Below are 25822 nucleotides of genomic sequence, written 5' to 3' on the forward strand. Positions count from 1 at the left end.
CTTACTCTTCTTCAGCTTTTACAGCCGTTACTACTTTGTTCTCATCTCCGGGCCAGATTCCGTTTTTGATTTGAATCGTTTTTAGTTTGCTTGGATCAATTTTTACATATTTCAATTTTTCCCTTCTCCATGTGTAAACGATATGTACCATTCCGTCAGAACTCTGGATCATGGATGGATACGAATATTGACTAATTTTTGAATCTTCTAATACTAACGCTGCATCCCAGTGAATTCCGTCTTTAGAAACTGAAACATTCAATGGCGTTCTTGGACCTTTTGCTTCTGTTCCCGGAGGTAAGACATGATTGTAAGCTAACAAATGTCTTCCGTCTTTAAGCGTTACCGCATCTGTTCCTGAGTTATTATTTGGTAGACCAATTAATTCTATATCAGACCATGTTTTTCCGTTGTCTTTAGAAAAAGTACTAAAAATAGCTCTGTTTCTCGTTCTTCCAATAGCCTGTATACTTCCGTCTTTATGAAAAAGAATACTTGGCTGAATTGCATTTATCTTTTGTTTTCCTCGCGATAAAGTATCGCCCATTACCCATGTTTTTCCAAAATCAGGAGTAGATTCCATGCGAAGTCTCCAGCCGTCGCCTTCGATACTTGAAGGGCACAATAAAGTTCCGTTGCTTAATAAAACCGGTTTGTTTTTGATTGGTCCTAAGAAACCTTCCGGCATTTTTTTCGCCTCAGACCAGGTTTTTCCGTTATCAGATGAAGTTCTGATTACACCCCACCATTCAGATGGTTTTGGACCAATTTTATAGAAAAGCATTAAATCGCCACCCGGAATTTGATATAAAACAGGATTCCATGTTGGTAATCTCGGGCCTTCTTTCATCACGCCGTCAGCCACTTTAACGCCTTCGCTCCATTTATCGCTTCCTTTTGGTTTTATACTTACATAAATACAAACATCCGGATGTCTTTCGTGCGTTCCTCCAAACCAGGATGAAACTAAATCCCCATTTGAAGCTTCAACAATTGTAACAGCGTGGCAAGACGGATAAGGTGCTTTATCATATATAAATTCATCTACTAAAATTCCTTCTTTCCAGGTCTTATTTTGTAAAGTTGGTTTGCAACTTCCCAAAAGTAAAAGACCCAATAACACAAATGTTACTTTTATTATCTTCATTATTATTTTTTATTTTGAATTAAAATTTTTGCTTTTAAATGCATTCCTGATAATTTTTCGCACAAAATTATTTATTAAGTGTAAAAATGACACTAAAATTCTAAAGATCCATCCTGTACTGTCCCGAATTTTTTTTAAATGGGATACTTTTTGCGTTTTTTAACAATGGCAGACCAGACAATAGCAAAAGTCTTTGTCAAAATTTTAAACTTTGACAAAGATCTGAAGCAAGATTATATGCGCTTAAGTGCTGCTATTACTATTTTACATTTAAAACATAAGAACCAGAAGGCAATGTCAGAACAAGTTTATTGTTTTCTACTTTATAAGATACCGCAGTTTTATCTAAATTTTTATTGTCTAAAGTTACTGCTGAAACTTTCGTTGAAGGCAAATAAACTATTGCCGAAGTATTGGCAGGAATCGTAATATTCCATTGCAAATTATTTTTAGTTTTTTTCCAGTTACTCTTTATCGTTCCGTGAATCGATTCATAAGAAGCATTCACAAAGGTTAATCCGGTTTCGAAATCTGGTTTCATGATGATTTGTTTGAACCCCGGAGTTTCAGGATTGCTCTTGATTCCGGCAATATTCTCGTAATACCAAATCAGTAAATCGCCTAATAACATCACATGATTTTGAGAATTCATTTTAGGATCAGCAGTATTTCCATTCCACAATTCCCAGATTGTTGTTGCACCATTCTTTGCCATATAACCCCAACTTGGGTAAGTATCATTCGAAGCCAGTTTATAGCTCAAATCTGGTCTTCCGTACTCAGATAAGGTTCGCATTAAAAACTGAGTCCCAATAACTCCGGTACTAATATGACCATTATAGGTTACTTCGACTTCATGAACAATATTTTCAAATACTTTCGACTGAAGATTTTCAGGAACCATTCCAAAAGCTAATGGAAGCAAATTTGCTGTTACCGTATTGTTGGCATAATTGTTTTTAGAAGCATTGAAAAACTTCACATTAAAAGCCGTTTTCACTCTCTCAGAAAGTGAATCATAATATTGAATATCATCTGAATTATTTCCATTTATAGTAGCAAACTTTTTCATTTTTTGCAGTAAATGATAATAAAAAGCACTGGCAATTAATTCGCCATTGGTAGTTCTTGCTGAATCCTTCGAGTGAATTAATTCTAATGATTCCGGCGGAACGCACCAATCTCCATATTTATCTTTGGTCATTAAATCCTTAACCAAATAATTCTGTTCCATATACACCACCCATTTTTTCATCGACGGATAATGTTTTTCAATTACTTTTTTATCGCCAAATTGCTGGTACAGCATTTCAGCAACCGTAATATAAGTTCCGGGCCAGGTTACATTATCGCCATAATACCGCCAGAAAGCCGGTGCAACATCCGGAATTCCGCCATCTGCCGTTTGTGCATTTTTAATATCATCCAGCCATTTTGCGTATAAAGTTTGGTTATCGAATAAAAAACTTTCGCCATAAGCTCCGGTTGTTCTGTCGCCAAGCCAGGGCTGACGCTCGTTTCGCTGCGGACAATCGATTGGCATCCCTTTATAATTGCCACTTATTCCCCAATAGGCATTCTTGAAAATCTGATTCATCACAGCGTCTGAAGATTCAAAAGTTCCGGTCGTTTTAATATCGTCGTAAACTACTTTTCCAACAAAATTATCCAGCGTTGGTTTCGTCGGAAATCCTGAAACTTCGACAAATCTAAAACCGTGAAAAACAAAAGTTGGTTCCCAAATTTCTTCGCCTTCGCCTTTTAAAGTATAAACATCTGTTGTTCTGGCGTCACGTAAATTTTCGATATACAAAGAACCATCTGCTTGCAAGGATTCGGCAAATTTCAAAGTCACTTTGTCGCCACTTTTACCTTTTACCTTCAATTGCAGCCAACCTACCATATTCTGTCCCATATCCAAGATATAAGTTCCTTTAGGCGTTTGTTTGAACGAAATTGGTTTTACCTCACCCATAATTTTCATATTAGGTGTCATTTGCGCCTCATAAAAACCGCCCGGTTCCTGAACATATTCTGCCTGAAACCAATTTTTATCATCAAAATTGGTGGTGTTCCAATTTTTCAATTCCTTGCGGGCATCGTATTCCTCTCCATCATATTCATTATTAGATAAAATGGGTCCATTTGTGGTTACTTTCCAGGTATCATCCGTTCTGATTACTTCTTTTGTTCCATCTGTATATTCAACATACAATTGCAAAGCCATTTTTGGATAACCAAAAGTTTTGATTTTATACGGTTTAAAATCCTGACGCATCGTAAAAAAACGTCCATTTCCTAAAATCGTTCCTAACATATTTTTACCTTCTTTAAGTTGAGAAGTCACATCAAAAACATTATATTTTACATTCTTTGTATAATCCGTAGGAACAGGCGCCAAAACCTGATCACCAATTTTATTTCCGTTAATGTACAACTCATATAATCCCATTCCCATGATGTAGACTTTGGCACTTTTAACTTGTTTTTTTAAGTTGATTTCTTTTCGAAGATATCTTGCTGATAATTTAGAATATTGAGATATACTATCTCCTGCAGAAGCTTTTTCGTACCCAATCCAGCGTGTTGATTTCCAGTCAGCATAATTCATGATACCCATACTAAAATGAGCTTTATCTACTGATTGAATTTCACCTTTATTCGTCCAGAGAATCACTTTCCAAAAAGCATTTTGACGGTTTTCCAGTCGTTTTCCGTTATAAATAATATTGACAGATGCGTTGCTTTGTACTTTTCCAGTATCCCATAAATCACCTTTATTCGCGTTCAGATTCTCTAAAGTCGAAGACACAATAATCTGATATGCGGTCTGTTTTACATCACTAACATTCGCATTTATTTGCCAGCTCAATCGTGGCTGAACGACATCAATTCCTTCCGGATTGCTGAGCATTTCGCATTGCAAATTTGTAACGCCGATTTTGTTTTGGGCTTTCGCCGAAATTGAAATCAGGGTTAAAATGATGAATGTTGTATGTAAAAAAAACCTTTTCATAAGTTGTATTTTAGTATGTAATGCGTTGATTCTTTGCCTGCAGATTTTAACCGATCAAACAGATTATTGCGAATTTTATTTTATTTTCGATTTGGTTTGTCATTTAGATGAACGAGAAATCTCTGAGAGCAATGACACAAAATGAGAATAAAACCTGTGTCAATCTGCTTAATTCATTAAACCCGTTCGCCAATATTTATTCAGAAACCAATTTCTCCAACTTCTCAGAAACCGCAATTTCCTTCCCGTTTTTAAAGATCCTGAAACCTTTTCCTTTTTTATACTTTTCTCCTGTTTTATCCCAAAGAATCGTAACAATATTGCCATGATATAAAACATTATCCAGACAAAACCAATCCCATTTGTCTTGTGGAATCAACGGATTTACTTCAATTTTTTCATCTGCTCTTGGTCGTAAACCTACCAATCCTGTAATCATCAAATCATTAAAAGTCGAATGATTGTAATAACGGCTTCTTTCTTTGTCACCCATTAACCAATATCCAGTCGTTTCGTCCAGATATTCGCCCAAATAAGGTCTTCCGCGATAATATTGCGATTCTACATACAGATTCATTTGTTTGAAATAATCCGGCTTGGCAACAAAATTCTGATCGTAATTATTCAAGACATTCGCCAATGCTGTTAAAGTCTGAGAACTCGCAAAAGGCCAGATCGCACCATCCCATTCACAAGTTCCTGTTCCGTGTGATCTAAAACGCGGACTTCTTCTCTCCGCGGTTGTTAATCCAAACGGTGCCGAAAATCCTTTTTCGTCCTTAATTTGTTCCCAAGCTTTTTCAAATCCTTTGTCTTTCTGTGGCAGATTAAAATACCACGGAATAAACCCAATCGCTTCTCTAACCTGTGCCAAAGTATCTTTTTCTGTAAACGTTTCGAAGAATTCACTTTTAGCATTCCACAGTTTTGTTTCTACCAATTTTTGTAATGTATCGGCTTTTGCCTCAAAATAATTCTCTTGTTTAGTGTCTCCTTTCAGCTTGGCTATTTTAGCCAAAGCTGCAGCATTTCCAAACATATAACTGTTGATCGTTGGGCGTGAATTTCTAAATTTTCTGGCTCCGCTCAATGATTCTTCCATACCGTCCTTAACATCAAACTGCCAGAACAAACCGTCTTTACGTTTTCTATCACCTTCCCAAGCGGCATATTCGGCAACCAGATCAGGATACATATCCAATAAAAATTTATCATCTTTATTCACTAAATAGCGATTGTACAAAGCATCCGCCGTCCAACTGCTAAAAGTTCTGAGTTTTTTCATGGGTTTACCATCATTTCCCCTAAACCATAAATGTACATCCTGCTCCAAATATTCCGGATTGTGTAACCATCTGAATTCGTTAATGTGATGCCCCAAAGCACAACTAATCATATTGTATTTATCAGCATACGAACGATCTACCAAAAATTCTGTAATCGCATATCCCTGAGGTGTTTTCTTGATGTGTTTTCGTGCACTCCACCATCTAAAATAATAAATCTCCTCAAAATTTTGCTGCGGACACTCAAACAACGGGATATTTTTCTCCATCCAACCCCAGGCACTGTTATTCGGAATCGCAAATTTTAAATTCTCATCTTCCATTGTATTGAAATAATCAACGTAATGTTTGAAATTTGCGGGATTCAAAACCACCGAAGTTCCTTTTTGAGACTGATTTACGCCTGATTTACAACCTATATTTAAGGCTGAAATCAAGATTAGGAAAGCTATTATTTTGTATTTGAAATGGTGTAACATATTCTAATTATTATTTAAAAACTTATTCTTTGGGTGTGTTTCGCTGCGGCGAATCGGGCTGTTTGTTCTTCACACAACTAATGCCTATTCCCATTGTTTTGTCATTTCGACCGGAGGGAGAAATCACACTACAAACTACACTATCAATCTATACCTAACAGGTTTTAAAAACCTGTTAGGATAATTCTAATTCCCGTAAAAGGTATACGTCTGTCCTGCTTTTGTCTGAACATCATATATATTATATTTTGGTAAAACCACTTTCTTCAAATTCGCCTGATCTGATATAATTGGTTTCTTTACTTCGACATCATAAAATAATTGATTAGGATTTTTTCCCTTTGCTTTTTTAATAGAAATTCCTTTATCTGCTTTTAGTATATTTTCTAATTTCAATCTGCAGTTCCCTCCTAGTTTTGAGTAAATTTTTAAAGTCGAAATTTTATTGTTTTTCCAACTCATATCGATTACAAAACCGCCTCTGGTCACCAGACCTTTTATACTACCGTCTTTCCAGACACTTGGTAAAGCCGGTAATAAGAGGATCGCATCTTCCTGACTTTGCATTAGCATTTCGGCAATTCCGGCTGTGCATCCAAAATTTCCATCAATTTGAAACGGTTGGTGCGCATCTAACATATTCGGATACGTTCCGCCGCCTTTTCTTTGTTCTGCCGTAACCAGATGCAATTGATCCTGTAATAGTTTATAAGCATGATCTCCGTCTAACAATCTTGCCCATAAATTGACTTTCCATCCCATTGACCAACCTGTAGATTCGTCTCCTCTGTAATTCAGTGAATTCTTTGCAGCTTCAAACAGTTCCGGTGTTTCAATTGGCGAAATCTGATTGCTTGGAAACAAACCGTACAAATGCGAAACGTGCCTGTGTTTGTCCTCCGGATTGTCCCAATCTTCCTGCCATTCTTGTAACTGACTGTGCTTTCCTACTTTCATTGGAGGCATTTTAGCCAAAGCTTCACTTACTTTTTTGGCGTAAGCTTCATCTGGAGCAACCAATTTTGAAGCTTCGATAACGTGCGTAAACAAATCAAAAATCAACTGATTGTCCATCGTGGTTCCCGATGCAATTGTTGCTTTTCCTGTTCCGCCAGCATGCGTGTTTTCAGGAGAACTTGAAGGAACAACCACCAGATAACCTGTATTGGGATCAATAATCATGAAATCTAAAAAGAAATCTGCTGCGCCTTTTATTGTCGGATAAATCTCCTTTAAATAATTTTTATCTCCTGTGTATAAATATCTTTCCCATAAATCCTGACTTACCCATGCACCACCTGTTGGCCACATTCCGGATGCAGCATAATCAACCGGAGCAGTTACACGCCAAATATCAGTATTATGATGCAAAACCCAACCCTTTGCATTGTACATTATTTTTGCTGTTTCGGCTCCTGTCACGCTTAACTCTTTTGCCATTTGAATAAACGGTTCATGCATTTCTGAAAGGTTCGTTACTTCTGCCGGCCAGTAATTCATCTCAGCATTTATGTTTGTGGTGTACTTACTGTCCCATGGAGGCGTTACCATATCGTTCCAAATCCCTTGTAAATTAGCTGGCTGACCGCCAGGTTGTGAACTCGAAATCAAAAGATAACGACCAAACTGAAAATATAAACTCGCCAATTGCGGATCAAATTGTTTTGAGAAATCCCTGATTCTTTCGTTTGTTGGTTTCTTCGCCGCTTCGTTTGTTCCTAAATCGAAAGAAACTCTATTGAAGAATTTCTGATAATAGGAAACATGATCTTTTTTAATAGTGGCAAAATCTTTTACTTCGGCTTTAGCCAAATAGTCTTTGCTTTTCGCAATTTCATCACCGCTGATATCCTGATAATTTTTAAAATTTGTTGCAATCGAAATATAAAGCGTCACTTCATCTGCTTTGTTGATACTAATGATTCCGTTGCTGGCTGAAACTTCTCCGCCTTTATTTTTGGCAATTAAACGTCCCTGAAATTTCACTTTCCCTTTTACACCTTCGAAATTGCTTCCAATTCCGGATAATAAAATTTGATCGCCTTCTGTTCCCGAAACCGTTTTATCAAGCGGACTGTTCATAAAAACATTCGCTGTAATCTGACCCGGCTGACTTGCCAAAAGTTTCACCACAATTACCTGATCAGAAAATGAGGTTAGAATTTCTCTGGTAAATTCAACGCCATTCACCGTGTATTTTACTTTTGCAGTAGCATTTGCAATATCTAAATCTCTGTAGTAATTCGAATATTTTTGATGTCCCGGAAACGAAATATAAACGCTCCCAAAAGTTTGATAAGGCATTCCGTCATTGGTTTGCGACATAATATCCTGAGTAGCTAATTCCTGCGCTTCATCAAATTTTCCGTCAAAAATTAACTGTCTTACAATTGGTAAAGCTTTTAATGATTTCGAATGGGCGTTGCTGTTTGGAGAACCCGCCCAAATCGTTTCTTCGTTCAATTGTAAACGTTCAACCGCAGGATCGCCGAAGACCATTGCCCCTAAACGACCATTACCCAAAGGCAAAGCTTCGTTCCAGATTGCAGCAGGTTTATCGTACCAAAGTTTTAGGTCGCTGTTGTTTTGCGCTGTTGCAGCAAACGAAAAAATTCCAACACAAATCGAGGTAATTTTATTTCTTAACTTCATATAAATTTTTTTTTTCGCCACGAATTACACTAATTCACACTATCATTATTAGCCACAGATTAAAAGGATTATTTGGATTTATTATTTAAAGAATCGCGTAAATCTTTTTTAATCTGTGTCAAAAATTTTAATTCGTGTTAATTCGTGAAATTCGTGGCAACTTTCTTTTATTTCTTAACCTCGTAAATTTTATTATTCTTCTCCCCAAACATCTCATACAATTTGTTGATGTCTTTTAAAGCATTGGCTGGAAATTTTTCGCCTTTATCTCCAAAAACAAACATTTTTTCTTTGGGTTCAATTACACAAGTCGATTCGTCGATTTCGCCTTTTTCATTTTTTACCTTATTCAAATCCAATCCTAAATATTTTGCCATAAACGGATACAAAGCCATACGTTTTGAAACTCCAAAATCATGTCCTTCTTTAGCAAAATGAGCATTTTCTACAAGATCTTTCTTTCCGTATAATTCGTACGTTCGCTGAATAAAAGGAAATTCAAGTTCCGGAACTGCCAATGTCCAGTCTTTTCCGTCAGAAACTATTAATTGTGGTTTTGGTGCCATCATTGCAGAGATTTCGGCATTATTGGTTCCGTTTCCACAAAGGTGAATACCACGACCACTTTCGCACGGACAACCGCCAGAAAAGTGCGAAGAAACCATCACCACCGGAGCCGAAACTGTAATTCGATCGTCTAAAGCTGCCAAAAACATGGTATGCGAACCTCCACCAGAACCTCCGGTCACGCCAACTCTTGACATATCAGCATTTTTTGTTGTTGCCAAATAATCCAATAATCTGATTCCGCTTAAAACCTGAACGGTTGAAGCGATACTGTTTCTATGTGTTTCTTCGGGAAATTGAAGCAATGATTCTCCCCAGGCAAACAAATCATAACTCACTACAATGGCACCCATTTTTGCCATAATTGCACAACGATATTGTTCGTCTTTTCGATACCTTCCGTCACCAAAATGTCCGTCAGGCGTTAAGATAATCGGAGCTTTTTTATTGAAAGGATAAGGTCTGTAAATCGAGCCTGTAACGTAAACACCCGGTAGGATTTCTAAACCAATATTTTCGATACTATAATCTTTATAAATTCTTTTTGGAGTCAGAATAGGTTTTGATTTTGGCATCGGTGGTGCTTTATCCAAACCAAAAGACGTTATCATACACGCTTTTATTTCTTTTTTACGTGCTTCCCATTCAGTTACATTCGAATATAAAGTCGTTAAATAGGCCAGACGTTCTTTTCCTTTATCAACCGATACTTTGTGATTTTCATATTTTCTAATGATGTAAGTTCCATCCGGTTGTTTGAAGTACATCAATTCAAAAGGAGCCAGAATATTGGTGAGTGAAATTGCCAGATTTCCCGGTTCGATTCTCCAATCGGCATAGTCCAGTTCTTTTCCTTTTAGTAAACCTCGGTCGTCGTTTATCGTAACGTGAAAAGCTGTTTCGATTTTTTTTAATGTTTCTGAAACGGGTTTTCTAAAGTTCTCATCAGATGTTATTTGTGCATTTGAAATTGTCAATGCAAAAATTGAAACTAATATATAAATATGTTTTATTTTCATGGTTGTATTGTGTATTAACTAACATAGATTTGAACATGGATACCACGGATTTACTTCGTAAAAACGCAGATAAAAACTTTTTTTTTTATTCAGCTTGCCATATTTAAAAATTAAAAAATCGGTTTTTATCCGCGTCTTCGCTTTAGCGAATGCGTTTCATCCGTGTGCCATTTATATTTTGTATTCTATTGTATATTTTCCTGATCCAAAATTTAAATTCTTTGTCAATTTTCCATTTACTTTTATTTCTGAATTTTTATCAACCGGCAATTTTACTGTTGCCGAAGTATTGACAGGAATTTCAATTTTCAAAATCAACTTCCCGTCTTTTTTCTCCCATGCTGATGTAATAATTCCGTAAATAGATTGGTACGTTGCTTTTACAAAAGTCATATCGCCTACAATTTCAGGCTGAATATAGAAATGTTTGAAACCCGGTTTTTCCGGATCAGCAACAATTCCTGCTAAACTCTGATAGAACCATTCTTCAATTTGTCCCAGCATAAAATGATTCCATGAATTTCCTTTTCTTGGGTCCCATTGCTCGGTTAAAGTGGTTAAACCAAATTTTATCTGAAAACCGTAACCTGGTGCATCATAATGATTGTTCATTTTGTACATCATTTCATTTTCGCCATTTTGTGCCAAAGCCTGAAACAAATAACGGTTTCCAACATCTCCTGTTGTCAATCGGTCGCCTTTTGCTTTTATATCACTTAATAAATTCTGCATTACAGCAGCTTTATATTGCGGTTCTACGATATCCATGTAAACGGGAACGGCATTACTAAACTGACTGTTTGTTCCGTATTGTTTGGTTTCAACATTGAAAAATTCCTTGTTGAAAGCATTTTTTATATCAGAAGTCAGTGTTTCGTATGTAGCGATATCATCTGTTTTATTCAATAATTTCGCTGCTTTTGCTACCAAACTTGCTCCATAGAAAAAATGAGAAGTTGCAGAAAGGGCAATAGGACTATTTTTAGAATACCCCGCAGCATGAGTTCCGTAATCGTACCAATCGCCTAAACCGTGCGAAACAATATGATTGGTTGCTTTTGTCCCTAAATAATCGACATATTTTTTCATTACAGGATAATATTTCTCAATTAGCGAAGCATCACCGTAATATTGGTAATACATCCACGGCAGAATTACTCCCGTTACACCCCATTCCGGAGAATCAGTAAAATCGCCACCAAAAACAACATATTCAGGAACAATACTTGGAATTAAACCATTTTCTCTTTGCGAATCTGAGATGTTTTGCATCATTGCCGGAATATAACTTTCAAGATTATAATTGAACATTAATCCCGGTCCGTTTAAATGAATTTCTTCTAACCAACCCAATTTCTCTCGTTGCGGACAATCAGTAAAAACACTTTGAAAATTACTTTTTATGGAGTTGTTTATCAATTCATGTGTTTTATTAAAAATGGCATTCGAAGATTCAAAAGTTCCTGCTTCTCCTGCCGAATTATAAATAAAATTCGATTTTAAATCTAGTAATGTCGGTAGATTTTGATCTTTGGTCTTTTTATAATTGATATTCTCAATTTGCACATATTGAAAACCGTAATAGCTGAATTTTGGCTGCCATTCTTCTATTCCTCCACCCTTTAAAGTATAGTCATAATAATAAGGTTTTCCGGATCTTCCCTGTCCTACAGTTCCATCATCATTTAAGCTTTCGCCTACCCAAACACGAACGGTTTGACCTTTCTTTCCTTTTACTTTAATAGTGGTAAATCCTGAAAGATTTTGCCCCATGTTAAAAACATAAAAATTAGGTTTCAATTCTTTTGCAGATGCAACATCATATTGTTTCTGAATTGTAATTGGCGGTGCTGTTTGTGCTCTTAAAATTCCTTTTGGTGCTTCCTGAACAACTACTTTCTTCCAACTAGAATCATTGTATCCGGTTTCGTTCCAGCCTTTTTGTTCTAAATTGGCATTATAATCTTCTCCCCCAAAAATACTATTGTACGTTATTGGGCTTTTGCTGTATTTCCAGCTTTCATCAGATTTAATAATGTCTTCGGTACCGTCTTTGTAAACCACTTTCATTTTCAAAAATAAAGTTGGCGGACCAAAACTTACAAAAAACTTGGTATATCGTTCAGCAAGTGTATTGTACATTCCATTTCCCAGAAGAACACCAATTACATTTTCGCCATTTTTTAGTTCTTTAGCGTTTAACTCATAGGTATTATAATTAACCGTTTTGTCGTAATCTGTCCATAAAGGAGCAAACTCACTATTGCCTATTTTCTTTCCGTTAATCGTTAATTCATAATGTCCAAGACCGGAAATATACACTACCGCTTCCTTAATTTCTTTAGCAACTGTAAATGGTTTTCGAAGCATAATACTTCTGCGCGACAAAGAATCTGAAGCATTAATTATAGCATCTTTTTTTTGTCTGTTAAACGTGGCCGTATGAAAATTTCTTCCTTCCGGTAAATGGCTGTTGGCCTTTGTAATGGCTCCAATCCAGGTTGGATTTAATATTTCGTCTAAAGGGGCAATTCTGAAAGATGCGGTTGAACTCCATTTAGAAATTTTGCCTGCCTGATTCCATACTTTAACCTTCCAAAAATATTTGGTTTCAGCTTTTAAAGGGCTTCCACCATAAACTATCTGTAAATTTTTATTAGAATTTACTCTTCCACTATTCCAGATATCTCCTTGGTTATTTTTTAGTTTTTCTTCTGATGAAGCAACCAAAATTTGATAGCCTATTTGTGATGCATCGGATTCTTTTGAAACCAACTGCCAGCTTAATCGTGGCTGATTTTGAACCACCGCTACTGGATTCTGAGCCATTTCTGTTGTTAGATGTACTGGCAAAATTTGCCCTTTAGAAACCAGGTTTACTAAAAGACAAATTGCTACTATTATATTTTTGAAATTCTTCATTTTTTATTGTTGAGATTTTTGAACGCAGATGACACGGATTTACTTCGTAAAGACGCAGATAAAAACGGATTTTTTTATTTGCTTTCTTGTCTTCTCTTTAGCGAGTCTGTTTTATCAGAATTCTTTTTTTGCCACGAATTATACCAATTTCCCGAATTTTTTTAAATTCTTCATTTTTTATTGTTGAGATTTTTGAACGCGGATGACACGGATTTACTTCGTAAAGACGTAGATAAAAACGGATTTTTTTATTTGCTTTATTGTCTTCTCTTTAGCGAGTCTGTTTTATCAGAATTCTTTTTTTGCCACGAATTATACCAATTTCCCGAATTTTTTTAAATTCTTCATTTTTTATTGTTGAGATTTTTGAACGCGGATAACACGGATTTACTTCGTAAAGACGCAGATAAAAACGGATTTTTTTATTGTACTGTTTAGATGAAAAATCTGCGTCTATCTGCGTCTTCGCTTTAGCGAATCCGTTTCATCCGCGTTCTGTTTTCTATAACTTTTTTGTAATCAGCGATTGGATATTAAATACCGCTTCCGGGATTAATTTTCCGGTTTGCGGCAGATCATCATAATCGTCTGTGTCCGGTGCTGTATCAGGATTTGGTGTATATCTCTGTTCACCTGTTCGAAACATAATTCGTTCAAAACCTTCTACCGGAGCGTAAAAAATCCTCGTTGATTCTTTCTCGTTATTTACTTTTATAGTGTATGAACGTGTTTTGACATTCAGCTTTAATGTTACTTTATATTCTTTACCTGCTTCGTATTTTGCAATGGTATTCGAGCGGGCTCCGTTTTTTGTTTTTAATTGTCCATCTGAATCAAAAGTCAGTCTTACAGCCGGTAATCCTTGCTTGTTTTGAAATTCAATCTGTAATAAACCGTGATTGTTTTGTTCTGGTTTAACGGTAAAAGTTGCTTCCATTTTTTCGGCAAACGGAACAACGCGTTCTGCACGGGAATAATCAAAATAATCCTGATCTTTTAAAGTCAGCCATTTTTTACCGTCTGCTTTCTTCTCTATTTTGGTTGAAGCCCAGGATAAATCGTAGGTATTCCACAGTTTTAATTCTTGTCCGTCAGGAAGTTCATTAAAAATATCATTTACGTCTTCGGTAACTTTAGCCACAACCGGAACCGGAATCGAAGCTACCCAAATATCTTCTTTATTGACACTATAACTTACCCACAATTTTCCGTCAGGCGGAGTTCCGTCGCCTTCAGAAATTCCTCTTACATATTGCGGGCCGGCAGATTTGTAATTTCCACCGTAGCGCATCGGGCTTATTTCGCCGTGAACCAATAATAAATCTTTATAATTTAATCCATCATCGCTGGTTGAAATCGCTAAGGGCCAACGGTATTCTGATGGATTATAAACGGTTGCATAACGGTTATCTGATGTTTTTTGTCCCCAGATTTTCGCGTTGCTGTTTACAAAACCAGGAGCGCGAACGGGCATATATTCCCATGATTTCCCACCATCTTTACTGATTGAAGTTAAAGCATGTTTCCATAAACCTACTACGTCTCCGTTTGGCAAATGATAAGAACTTAAAGCTTTATAAGGTTTTTTTAACGGAATTAATTCGTCATCACGATCCGCTTCTTCAACCCATTGCTGCAGTATTAAAGGATCTGAAAGAATTTCTTCGCAGGCTTTTCTAAGTCCTTTGTCTTTTGCCTGTGTGTAAAATGGAAAAGCTGATTTTGATTTATCCCATGATTTATTGTATCTGATAAAATAAATTTCACCAAAACTTCCGTCTTTTTTGATTTCACGAATGACACGTCCAATTCCTTTTCCATCATTCGGATCGTCTTTTTCATCCATTGCAATTCCGTAATAGGCAAGAGCAAAAAGTCGTTTGTCTTTGGAGGTATAAAAACCCATTCTTTGATGCATAATCGCATCCAGATTTTTGGCAACACCTTCTACTCCTTCTTTTTTCCATCCATCCGGAATATGATAAATAGGAAAAATAACTCTTGGCATTTTCCACGTCACACCATCTTTTGAAGTCATGATCACGGTCTGGCTTGGCGGAATATGTTCTCCTGCAGGATCACTGAGGTACTGAAGATAAAAGGTATTATTCCAATACGCCATTGTTGGCTGGTGATTGTAGGTCCAGCCAAAACCATCTGCTTTTTCAGGATGTTCACGGCTGGCACGCATAATTTGCGTGGCGTGAACTCCAACAGCCGGACTTAATTGACCGTGATGATAATCGATATTTGAAAGTGTTTTACCCACATAACGCACAGTATCATTCTGTGCATTTACAGCGGCACAAATCAATAGAATTGTGGCTGTACTTAATATATTGGTTTTTATGTTTTGGAAAGTAATCATTGTTTATATTTTTTATTTCACGCAGATTTTACAGATTTTAGCTGATTCTTGCAGATCATTTTTTAACCTGCTTTTATTTTATTTAATGAGATTGAAAATTAAAAATATGCCTGATCTGCCTTAATCCATTTAAATCTGCATGAAATTTATTTTCTAACTATTTCTTTTCAACTAGTCCTTTTAAAACTTCTTTAGAAATTGTGGTAATCGTTCCGTGTTTGTGCCCTTCCGGAAGACTTATTTTTGATGATACATTTTCAAAATGAACAAAATCTAAAGTACTTAATGCTTTATAATTTTTTGAGCCATAATTATCATAATACAACAGCCAATTTTTACCTACTTTAACTACGGTTGGACCTTCTGATAAATATTCTGTCAGGGGTTCTGATCTTTTACTGAATGGTCCTAAAGGTGATTTTCCAAATGCTACTTCAATTTTACGCATTGATCTTGTATTGTCTTTTAAAACCAAAACATAATCTTTCTTTCCTTTCTTTACAATCACACAATCGATGACGCTAAAACCCGGATCGTAATATAATTTGGCCTCTGAAAAAGCTTTAAAATCTTTTGTCGTTACATAATACATTCGGTGATTATTTTTCTCTTCTTCTATTCCTTTTTCAAATCGAAACGGAATTGTTGATGCCCAAATAATGATGTATTCTTTTTTGACATCGTCATAGAAAATTTCCGGTGCCCAAACGTTTACTACTTCCGGCTCGTTTTTCATCACGGGAATATATTCCTGTTTTGACCAATGAATCAAGTCTTTAGAACTGGCGTATCCAAAACCGTTTCCGCCTTTCCAGTCTGTTGTCCAAACCATGTGGTACGTATTGTCTCCGCCTCTTACTATCGAAGGGTCGCGCATTATTTTGCTGGCTCCAATTTCGGGTTTCAAAAATGATCCTTCAAGACCTTTCCAGTTGTAACCGTCTTCACTATAGGCCAAATACAAACCTGCTGTTGCCGGTTCTCTAAACGATGTAAAAAGATAAATGTCTTTCTTTTTCTGTGAATAACTTATCGCAAAAACAAAAAGGGTTATGATGAAGGCTATTTTTTTCATGTTGTATCTCGTTTAAACTTTGTCAAAGTTCGAACTTTGACAAAATTGACTCTCCAATTTTTATTCTGTAATGGCTTTTTTATCCAGATCTTTTCCTTTTTTTACAATTGTATTTACATTATTAAACACATTATTTTTCAGGAAAATATTTTTTGTTTCTTTTCCGTTTGCTTCAATGAAAACATCCGTTGCATTAAACGGAAAATTATTATTGATCATCATACTAGATACATTATCTAACTTAATTACCGGAACTCCTTTTATTGGTGTTGATGAACCTACATTGTCTAAAATGATATTTTTAGAATCGGATATTTTAAAAGAAGAACCAATTGAAGCATTTACTTTTACATCATGAAATTCAACATCTGTTGCTGTGCTTACTGTAAAACCTTCTTTTCCGTCCATATTAATATTAGAAAAGGTGATATTTTGAATTGGCATTTCGGTAATTCCTAAAATTTGTCCGGCTTTGTTTACGTTCGAACCCGTAATATTACTCATGTGAATATTTCTGAAAATAGGGGTTTTCTCAGTTACGGGTTCTACTTTGGTATCTTTATCATAGAAAAGACTCAACACAATGGCTTCTTCCTTGATGTTTTTCATGACAATATTATCAACACGAATATCTTCTACAACACCACCACGACCACGAGCGGCTTTGATACGGATTCCTCGATCTGTTCCGTCAAAAACACAATTCGAAATCGTTACTTTTTTAATTCCGCCGGACATTTCGCTTCCAATAACAACACCACCGTGACCACTTAACATCGTACAATTGGTAATCGTAACATTCTCCGTTGGTCTGTTGTATTTACGACCATCTTCGTCTCTTCCTGATTTGATCGTAATACAATCGTCCCCAACGCTGATATGACAATTCGAAATGTGAACGTTTTTACAAGACGAAGGATTGATTCCGTCTGTATTTGGAGAATGTGGGTTAAAAATTGAAATCCCTGTAACGGTCACATTATCACAAAACTCTGGGTTTATAGTCCAAAAAGGAGAATTTTGAAATGTAACGCCTTCAATTAAAATATTTTTGCAATTATAGGCCTGAAAGAAAGAAGGTCTGAAAAACTTTTTGTCGATCGTTCTTTTATAATAATCAGAATAAACAATTCCTTTGTTTTGTTCTTCCCACATTTTCTGGTATTTCGTTAACGGAATTGGTCCTTTAGCCGTTTCAATTCGGTACACCTCATTCCACCACGCTTTACCTTGTCCGTCGATTACACCTCTTCCTTTAATGGTGATATTCTCTACATCTTTCGCATAAAATAATGGAGAAAAAGACTGCATTACAATTCCTTCGTAACGCATTTCTACATAAGGTAAAAAATCATCAAAATTGTCTGAGAATTTCAAAAGTGCTCCTGAATCTAAATGAATGGTAATATTGCTTTTTAATTTTAAAGCTCCTGTCAAATATTCTCCGGCAGGAAAAAAGATGGTTCCACCGCCATTTTTAGATGCTTTTTCGATAGCATTCTGAATGGCTTCTGTACATTTTACTCCTTTGTTATTTCCTCCTTCGTTTAGGATGTTTAACCAGCCGTCATTTGCGAAAGTGGTGTTAAGTCCGGTAATGAAGAAGAGTATTATTAGTATATTTTTCATTGTTTATGTTTTTTGGTTTCACACAGATTTTGCTGATTTTGGCAGATCTATAATTAAAAATCTTTGGGAGCTGCTTAAATCTTTTTTAAATCTGAGTGCAATATTTTTTCTCGCAGATTGAGCAGATCCCTCGTCCCTCGGGAGACAAGATCGTGGTTATTACTTAATGGTCAACCTTTGTCGAATTTCGTGTGTGATCCCTCGTTCCTCGGTATGACAAGATTGTGGTTACTTTGATCTTAAAATAAGCACCCAGTCATTACCATCTTTTTTATCTCCCAATGGCTGAAATTCCTGGATTCCTTTATTTTCTACGATTCCAATTTTTGTTTCTTTTCCATTTCTTGGATTGTACCAGCTTGCAGTTACTTTATCTCCGGTAATCTTTGCCATGTTAAGCGCAATTTTTCTACCGGTGTATGTGTAAATCAGTGCATAATTATTTGCTCTTGTTGCAATTAGATAATCATATTTTTCTCCTTGATTGGCAATTAATGATTGATCCGGAACTCTTTCTAAATACGGAAAACCTAACATTAATTTCTTAATGTATATCATTTGTTTTGCTCCGCGCGCATTAACCGCAGATGTCCATAATTCTTTATTTCCGTAAGCTGGTTTATCGCCTTTTCTGAACATTTGCATTACGGCATTGTGTCCGTAAGTATATCCTGCAGCTCCTGCAAAAACTGACCAATAACCGTAACGTCTTACATCATTATCTGTCCATTTTGGTTGTAGCGTATCGTGTAAACCATGTGGAATTCCTTCATAAGACGGTTCTCCATCAAGTGTTGGTTTTATGGGTTTTAGGGTTAAATCTCTTTGAACGAATTTATAATTGTCTTCTTTGAAACTATTTGGTAAAGTATCCTGATCGTAACGACGATGTCCTGACTGAAACATGTTGAAATCTAACCATTTTGCATTATGGTAATTTTCAGATGAATCTGTTCTTCCAAAAGGATGAAATGTTACTAACTGATCCGGATTATTGGTTTTTAAAGTACTCCCGATCGCATTCCAAATGTCCATAAATTCGTTTCCGTGCGTATCACCTCCGTTTAACCAGATAATATTGGTTCTGTTTTTATATCGATTGGCTAAAAACTTCGCATATTCTGTAGCTTGTTCTTTGCTTACTTTATTTCCTTTTGCAACGTTTGTTCCCCAAACCGGAACCATGGCAACATAAATGCCATTTTTCTGAGCTACCTCTAAAGTATAATCAACATGATCCCAATAATCATATTCCTGTGGATTTTTGAAGTTATTTCCGGCAGTAATCAAAGGCTTAGAAACGTCTTCGTTAATCAAAGCCATATCGCCGTAAACATTTGTCACATTGAGAGTATGCAAAACCATTACCTGAACTACATTAAATCCTTTCTCTTTTCTGTCTTTAAAGTACTTATCTACTCCCGCTCTGTCTAATTTTCCAAAAGTTAACCAACCTGTATCTCCTAACCAGAAAAATGGTTTTTCATCTCCGGTTACAAAATAATGTTGATTCTTAGATACTTTAAGCTGCGGCAGATTTTGAGATTGAGAATGTCCGATTTGTGCTGTCAACAAAAAGAATATACTTAGGGCGTATAAATATTTAATTTTCAGATTCATTTTGGTTTGTTTTTGAATTGTGTTGTTATTTTTTTGCCACAGATTTCACTGATTTAATGGATTTTCCAAGCTTTGTCTTTAAATTCTCTCGCAGATTTATTTTTAATTTTTAATCTTTTTAATATGCAAAATCTGTGGCTATCTCTTCTTCACTATAAGAAGTACTTTTTCTTTGATTTCGGCTTGTGGAATTGTTACTTGTTTTCCTCCGTTTATATTTGCTTTTTTAATGAAAGTTCCCTTTGTAGCATTAATTTCATATACTTCGAAAGTACCTTTGTAACCTGACAAATCAATTGAAATATCTTGTGGATTCTTCGCATAAAAAAGATAACTTTTTCCCTTATTTTCTAATGTCCATAGCTTGTCTGAAAACGTATTTCCTTGTACTAATTTCATTTCGCTTAAAGCGGAATAAAATGCAGGCATTTCTATTTTTGGAATATTAGGTAAAGAAGCTCCTCCCATCAATGCCGGCCATCCAAATTTTGAAGATCCATCTGTTGAATACAAAATTACTTTTTCAGGATATTTTTCGCGATATTCACGAACGGCGCGATAGACCTGATCGTCTGTTTCTTTTCCGGTTTTTAATTTTCTGGCGTGTTGTCTTGGTGCTAAATTCAGACCTCCTTGCGGTGCATAAGCTGTTCCGTCTTCTTTATAATACCAATAACGAATATCAATTGCATCTACTGTTTTTACTCTTTTGGCATCAATCAAAATTGCATCCTGAACATCTTTTGTAGCGCTTAAACCAATGATTGCTTTTTTACCTGTTTCGTCTTTCCATTTTTGAACTTCATCTAACCAAAATTGCATAAAATGAAGTGGTCCTGTAAATTCTGCACTTGTCAGCTGAATTACGTTGCTGTTTTCTTGAAAATTCTCCAACGATTTTCTGATGAACCCCTCGTGCAATTTTCTTCTAACAGGATTTGTAACATCATAAAACTGTTCTGCCATAAAAATACGTTTGTCTCCTGCGTAAGGCGGCGGTTCCGGAAAACCTGTATTGTTTATGTTGTTTGCTGAACGCCATGGTGAACTTGACCAATGTGCTCCGGCTTCTATAATATTATGCTGAAAATATTGTTGGTTGACTAACAATTGTCCTTTCGCCTCTGCTAAATCAGCAAAAAGTGCGAGACGATCCCAATACCAACTATTAAATTTTGTCAGATCGTATTTGCTCAATTGATCCCAGGCTAAATCTTGTCCGCTTCGTGCAAATGGCTGCTCATAAAATGGTGGCCAAACATCAGCATCAAAACGGCGAACGCGTTCGTGATCGTCCATTCTTCTTTCGTACCATAAACCATAATTATGTTCTAAGGCGACCATATTATTAGCACTTAAATAACCTACAACTTCGTTGATATTATCTGTAAATCCTGTACCAGTTCTACCGGGAACAAATCTTGTAATATCCGGTAATGACTTAGAAATATCACTATCTCTCAGGCTTCCTCGCCACCATGGCACGCTTAATCTATTTCCGGCAATTACTTTGTTGTCATAAGTAAGCCAGCCGTTTTTTGTAACTACTTTATTATCTGAAGTACTATTTTGTACCGAATTTATTTTTAAATCATTTGCATTTTTAAGTCCTGAATTGTTGATGTCAATTGGATTCGATTTTGAAACTTCTGCAATCCATTCTACTAAATTTTCTTTTGGAGCTACTGAATTTTTAGTCAATTCCTGCGCCACTTCTACTGTAGGACTTGATGAGGGTTCTGAACCTAAATCATAAATGTGAGGATTTACAGGAAGTTTTTCCAATCTGTTTTCTAATTGTGCATAGAATAAACTTCTTGGCGAAATATGATTGTTTACATCTTTCCAGTGACCGTCGCCAGCCATGATTCCGCCCCAGACTCCAAAAGCCCAGTTTTGTACTGTTGGCGGATTATAACATTCTATTTTAGATGCCGAAGTTTCCCAAATAACACTATTGGCAGCCGTCCATCCCGCTCCTCTGCCGTTTTGTTCTCTGTTGTTGTAACTTAAAGCGTGACCGTCTACATAAGAAACATCAAATAATACGCCTGTCGCCCAACTACCAATTGCTCCGCTATTATTGAAGGGCATAAACGATTCACACTGAATAAACACATTTGGACCTGTTGTTCCAAATCCGCCTACTGCAAAATCGTGGTAACCATTTTCTGAGTAACAACGCTGAAACAAAGTTTGTTGGCCTTCTGTATAAAAAGTATGTCGTCTAAAACCTGCGATTTCAGAAATGGGTTCCGTTGCAATACAATCTTCAACTGTAATTTGCTGTGCCGATTTTAATAACGAAACTGCACCTCCCGCAAAATGCTTGAAATTAACTTGTCTTACCCAGGCATTTCTTGTGTTTTCGATGCTAATTCCGAACCATCTGTGTTCTTCGTCTTTTGGATTTGACTGATCATAAGTCGATTTCATCAGGATATTTTCGATTCCGATTTGTTCGATTCTTCCTGTCCAGGAATAAGACGTTGCTTTTGCTGTTCCGTAAACATCATCTAAAGTCATGGTCAACGGAGCATTTAATGTTACTTCATTACCACTAATTTTGGTTACAACTCTGCTCCACGAAATATCCCAATCGTCTTTTTTCCATCCAATCCAACCTGTTTCTGCTCCAAAATCATCCATTTTTAATTCCTTAATCCAATTTGCAGTTAAGGGTTTAGTGATGATAATTTCATCTGATGTTTTTAATTTTGAGGTGTTTTTTAATTGAATTATTTTTGTCCCGAGTGGCGTATAATTTGTATTAAATTCGAAAGTTTCACCGAGCTTTTTATCATCAACTCCTAAAACCCGAATTACGGCTTCTCGTTTCAATCCGGTTCCTAAAAAAATAGTTCCGTTTTCAGTATTTCCGCTTCCTCGTAAAACAACTCCTGATTTTCTGATATATAAAGTCCCACTGATTTTAAAAGTTGCTTTGTCTAAAAGTACGGCGCCTCGAAAACCAGATTTATTTGGTTTAAGATTACTTACATAATCTATCGCTGCCTGAATTCTTTGGGTAGCATCTTCTTCTTGTTTTGGTACAAAAATTTTATTCTCAAGATTTGGGATCGCTTTTTCAGATGCCATGTATCCTGCATAAGAAAAATCAGGAATTTGGTTTCCTTTATTGTCAGTGGTAAAAGAAAGTTTTCCTTCTTTAGTTTTGATGATATCCGGGAACGAGGTTTGTGCTGTTCCTATATTTGCAATTAAAAACAAAACGAAACAGAACAAAAACAGTTTGTCCTTTTGAAGAGAATTTATTTTTTGTCGTTTGCTGAAATTCACTTTAAAATATTTTTTGTTGTAATTTATCCTAACAGGTTTCCAAAAACCTGTTGGGTATTAGTTCTCGATCTTATATTGTCGAAATTCATTCTAACCTACTTTCTTTTATTCTTTGAATACCTAACAGGTTTTGAAAAACCTGTTAGACGTTGAAATAATATTGTCAACGGAATAAATTTAAAACATTATTGTACTAATCCTTTTAGTTTAGCCAATGTATCTGTATTATTTTCAGGTTTTGTCCAGTCAGTTTTACTTTTTGGATCGATTCCGTTAAAATATTTCTCAATGTTGGTATAACCATCGCCGTTTGCATCTTTATTGGCGTCTGAAGCATCATTTGGATTTAAACCAAACTTTTTCTCCCATGCATCCGGAATCCCATCATTATCAGAATCTTTATAGGCTTTTCCTTTGTATACCGGATAACCGCCAACCTGATCCGGGTGTGTTATAATTCCTTTTTTATAAGAGTCCGCAGGTAATCTTCTTTTTATATATTCTTTGCCAATTGCATTTTCTAATCCGTCCTTAGCATCTATTTTCCCGGTACGTACTTGTTTTATGATTCTTTCGTCGACAATATCTCTTTTAGGAAAAGTTGCTCCAACATTATTCAATACAAACTCATATGCTTGTTCTGCCGTCATAATAGTAAACTTGGGCATCGAAAAGGGTTTAGTCTGTTTGATTAATTCCAGATATGATTTCTTTTGTTCATCTGGCATATCTTCTAATTGTATCCCACCATTCCAGTTGTCTGCCGTAACTTCCGGCGAACCATCGATATAGTTTCCTGCAACATACGCTCTTCCGTAAGTTTTTGGTACCATATATCCTGATTCCGGTTTTAGAATTCTATAGCGAATTGGCTGATCTGTTGGTGTTATTGGTCCCGGTTTATAATAATTATTAATGATATTAAACATCGAGCGATAATCTCCACCATCAACAGATCTGTTCCACCAATTGAAGATTACATTATTTACGAAATTAAAATCTCCGTACATTCCAACAGAAGCATTTCTTGAAATATTATCTGCCCATAAATTTCTCATAAACGTACTATTCAATCCACCAATTGTACTTCCAAAAGCATGATTATAAGTATCTAATCCTTCAGATGAAATCGTGTTTTGAATGGTAATATTACAAGCCGGCAATTTCTCTAATTTAGATTTATCATTGACTTGAAATTGGTGTCTGTACAACGAAATATTCTCGTCTAATCCCCAACTTACAGAGCAGTGATCAACGATTATATTTCCCATCGGGTTTCCTCCAAGCGCATCGTCTCTACGGGTAACATCTGTGGCGCCTCTGCGAAAACGCATGTGTCTGATGATAACGTCGTGTGTATCTATTTCTAATGTTTCGCCTGCAATGCAAATTCCGTCACCAGGAGCAGTTTGTCCCGCAATGGTTACGTAAGGTGCACGCATGCTGATTCGTTTTTTTAACTGAATAATTCCGGAAACGTTGAATACAATTGTTCTTGCCCCAACGGCTTCACAGGCTTCACGAAATGTTCCTTTTCCGCTGTCTTCTAAACTTGTTACAACAAATATTTTTCCTCCTCTTCCTCCCTGTGTAAAAGCTCCTCCTCCTTCGGCTCCCGGAAAAGCGGGAATATCTGCCAGAACAAAATCTTTAGGGTAAGAAGCCCAAGGCAAATATGGTTTTCCTTGTTTTGCTTCGGACTGAATGATATTATAATTGGAAGTCCAAATTTCGTTTAACCTTTTTTCTTCATCTGCTAAAATTGCATCGGCTTTTTCCTGAACCGGTTTCGGAATTACAGGATATTGTGCGTATGCAGATGAAACCACTGAACAAAATGAAGCAATCATCATTGTTCGTTTTAAAATACTATTTGAGGAATTATTTTGCATGAGAATTATGATCTGAAGTTTATGACTTTCTAAATAGACCTAGCAGGTTTTTAAATCTTGTGAGGTCTTAGCGGAATCTATTTATTTGCTTTATTCTTTTCTCTTTCTTCAACACGTTTATGCCAGTCGGCACTTTCTTTGTTTAAATCGTAACCTTCTTTAGATAAATAATTATTGATTCTTCCTTTGTATTTTCCAAACCAACCGTGTTTTTCTTTAGATGATCCACCATCCATGGCGTGTTCTCTTGCTTCTACTAAAGCTTTATAGATATATTCTTTTTGCGCTTCAGTCAAAGCCGGCAACATATCCTGATATCCTGCGTAGGTAATAGGCAAAACTCCGTAGGTCATTCCGTCTTTTACGTCAGTAATTTTATCTTCTGATAATTGTTTTCCTAATTTTTTAAGATAAGCTGTATGCAATTTTTCAATAGACTGATCTGCTTTTGACTTTAGTTTATCAATCTTTTCGTTTTGCTTTTCTTTTGATAAACCGGCATCTTCTTTTGCTTTTTTGATTTCAGCATCTCTTGGATCCTGAATAGCAGTTAAATCCCTGAATTGCTGTGCTACAATATCTGTAACGGCTTTTTCTTTTTCAGGATTTTTCAATCCTAATTTTTCTACAATTTTAGCCGCTCTTTCGTTGGTTACTTTGATGTATTCCGGATCTAAATGCTGTTGTGCCACACTGGTAACGAATACCAGTAACAGCATTAAAACGCTTATGTTTTTTATCGATTTCATTTTAAAAAAGGTTATGAATTACAATGATTTTATAAGATCTGCCTCATCTGTAGGCTATTTTTTCTCACAGATTAGGCAGATTTTTTCACTTACTTTATCTC

At 36.0% G+C, this 25822-nt stretch carries 13 protein-coding genes; all 13 read right to left on the minus strand.

From position 1 onward, the window contains the following. Position 1 precedes the first annotated feature (1 nt). The 13 genes from ACQKCJ_RS06075 to ACQKCJ_RS06135 all read right to left on the minus strand — a co-directional run bounded on the left by ACQKCJ_RS06075 (position 2) and on the right by ACQKCJ_RS06135 (position 25721). Positions 2 to 1147 carry a sialidase family protein gene (locus ACQKCJ_RS06075; protein ID WP_427401601.1) on the minus strand — a complete coding sequence of 382 codons (1146 nt, stop codon included), beginning with the start codon at positions 1145 to 1147 and terminating at the stop codon, positions 2 to 4. 259 nt (positions 1148 to 1406) lie between these two features. After that, the gene (locus ACQKCJ_RS06080; protein ID WP_427401602.1) at positions 1407 to 4163 is read right to left on the minus strand and encodes a glycoside hydrolase family 78 protein; all 2757 of its coding nucleotides are present in this window, start codon (positions 4161 to 4163) and stop codon (positions 1407 to 1409) included. 196 nt (positions 4164 to 4359) lie between these two features. Continuing rightward, positions 4360 to 5928: an MGH1-like glycoside hydrolase domain-containing protein gene (locus ACQKCJ_RS06085; protein WP_427401603.1), complete on the minus strand. Its 1569-nt coding sequence runs from the start codon at positions 5926 to 5928 to the stop codon at positions 4360 to 4362. Positions 5929 to 6114: 186 nt separating this feature from the next. Further along, complete coding sequence (locus ACQKCJ_RS06090) at positions 6115 to 8580, minus strand: glycoside hydrolase family 95 protein (protein WP_427401604.1); 2466 nt, start codon at positions 8578 to 8580, stop codon at positions 6115 to 6117. Positions 8581 to 8747: 167 nt separating this feature from the next. Then, positions 8748 to 10166, minus strand: coding sequence for an alpha/beta hydrolase family protein (locus ACQKCJ_RS06095; protein ID WP_271334173.1), 1419 nt, complete (start codon positions 10164 to 10166; stop codon positions 8748 to 8750). A gap of 171 nt (positions 10167 to 10337) precedes the next feature. After that, complete coding sequence (locus ACQKCJ_RS06100; protein WP_427401605.1) at positions 10338 to 13088, minus strand: glycoside hydrolase family 78 protein; 2751 nt, start codon at positions 13086 to 13088, stop codon at positions 10338 to 10340. Between the two features lie 502 nt (positions 13089 to 13590). Further along, positions 13591 to 15456, minus strand: coding sequence for a six-hairpin glycosidase (locus ACQKCJ_RS06105; RefSeq protein ID WP_427401606.1), 1866 nt, complete (start codon positions 15454 to 15456; stop codon positions 13591 to 13593). 157 nt (positions 15457 to 15613) lie between these two features. Continuing rightward, the gene (locus ACQKCJ_RS06110; protein ID WP_427401607.1) at positions 15614 to 16531 is read right to left on the minus strand and encodes a glycoside hydrolase family 43 protein; all 918 of its coding nucleotides are present in this window, start codon (positions 16529 to 16531) and stop codon (positions 15614 to 15616) included. Positions 16532 to 16591: 60 nt separating this feature from the next. Next, positions 16592 to 18160 (minus strand): glycoside hydrolase family 28 protein, encoded by a 1569-nt coding sequence (locus ACQKCJ_RS06115; RefSeq protein WP_427401608.1) that lies wholly within the window; start codon positions 18158 to 18160, stop codon positions 16592 to 16594. 228 nt (positions 18161 to 18388) lie between these two features. After that, complete coding sequence (locus ACQKCJ_RS06120) at positions 18389 to 19780, minus strand: glycoside hydrolase family 140 protein (RefSeq protein ID WP_427401609.1); 1392 nt, start codon at positions 19778 to 19780, stop codon at positions 18389 to 18391. Between the two features lie 138 nt (positions 19781 to 19918). Next, on the minus strand, positions 19919 to 23080 hold the full coding sequence (locus ACQKCJ_RS06125; protein WP_427401610.1) for a DUF6298 domain-containing protein: 3162 nt from the start codon (positions 23078 to 23080) through the stop codon (positions 19919 to 19921). Between the two features lie 185 nt (positions 23081 to 23265). Continuing rightward, positions 23266 to 24972: a polysaccharide lyase gene (locus ACQKCJ_RS06130; protein WP_427401611.1), complete on the minus strand. Its 1707-nt coding sequence runs from the start codon at positions 24970 to 24972 to the stop codon at positions 23266 to 23268. 77 nt (positions 24973 to 25049) lie between these two features. Next, a complete protein-coding gene (locus ACQKCJ_RS06135; protein ID WP_427401612.1) occupies positions 25050 to 25721 on the minus strand; it encodes a DUF3826 domain-containing protein in 672 nt (223 codons plus the stop codon). Positions 25722 to 25822 lie beyond the last annotated feature (101 nt).

It is taken from the genome of Flavobacterium sp. NPDC079362 (assembly GCF_050267765.1).
GTDB classification, from domain to species: Bacteria; Bacteroidota; Bacteroidia; order Flavobacteriales; family Flavobacteriaceae; genus Flavobacterium; species Flavobacterium azizsancarii.

What these genes read in the sequence shown, in the direction of transcription:
- ACQKCJ_RS06105 (WP_427401606.1), bottom strand. Translation starts at nt 15,456, where the DNA reads ATGATTACTTTCCAAAACATAAAAACCAATATATTAAGTACAGCCACA.
- ACQKCJ_RS06115 (WP_427401608.1), bottom strand. Translation starts at nt 18,160, where the DNA reads ATGAAAAATATACTAATAATACTCTTCTTCATTACCGGACTTAACACC.
- ACQKCJ_RS06130 (WP_427401611.1), bottom strand. Translation starts at nt 24,972, where the DNA reads ATGCAAAATAATTCCTCAAATAGTATTTTAAAACGAACAATGATGATT.
- ACQKCJ_RS06120 (WP_427401609.1), bottom strand. Translation starts at nt 19,780, where the DNA reads ATGAATCTGAAAATTAAATATTTATACGCCCTAAGTATATTCTTTTTG.
- ACQKCJ_RS06090 (WP_427401604.1), bottom strand. Translation starts at nt 8,580, where the DNA reads ATGAAGTTAAGAAATAAAATTACCTCGATTTGTGTTGGAATTTTTTCG.
- ACQKCJ_RS06075 (WP_427401601.1), bottom strand. Translation starts at nt 1,147, where the DNA reads ATGAAGATAATAAAAGTAACATTTGTGTTATTGGGTCTTTTACTTTTG.
- ACQKCJ_RS06080 (WP_427401602.1), bottom strand. Translation starts at nt 4,163, where the DNA reads ATGAAAAGGTTTTTTTTACATACAACATTCATCATTTTAACCCTGATT.
- ACQKCJ_RS06110 (WP_427401607.1), bottom strand. Translation starts at nt 16,531, where the DNA reads ATGAAAAAAATAGCCTTCATCATAACCCTTTTTGTTTTTGCGATAAGT.
- ACQKCJ_RS06100 (WP_427401605.1), bottom strand. Translation starts at nt 13,088, where the DNA reads ATGAAGAATTTCAAAAATATAATAGTAGCAATTTGTCTTTTAGTAAAC.
- ACQKCJ_RS06135 (WP_427401612.1), bottom strand. Translation starts at nt 25,721, where the DNA reads ATGAAATCGATAAAAAACATAAGCGTTTTAATGCTGTTACTGGTATTC.
- ACQKCJ_RS06095 (WP_271334173.1), bottom strand. Translation starts at nt 10,166, where the DNA reads ATGAAAATAAAACATATTTATATATTAGTTTCAATTTTTGCATTGACA.
- ACQKCJ_RS06085 (WP_427401603.1), bottom strand. Translation starts at nt 5,928, where the DNA reads ATGTTACACCATTTCAAATACAAAATAATAGCTTTCCTAATCTTGATT.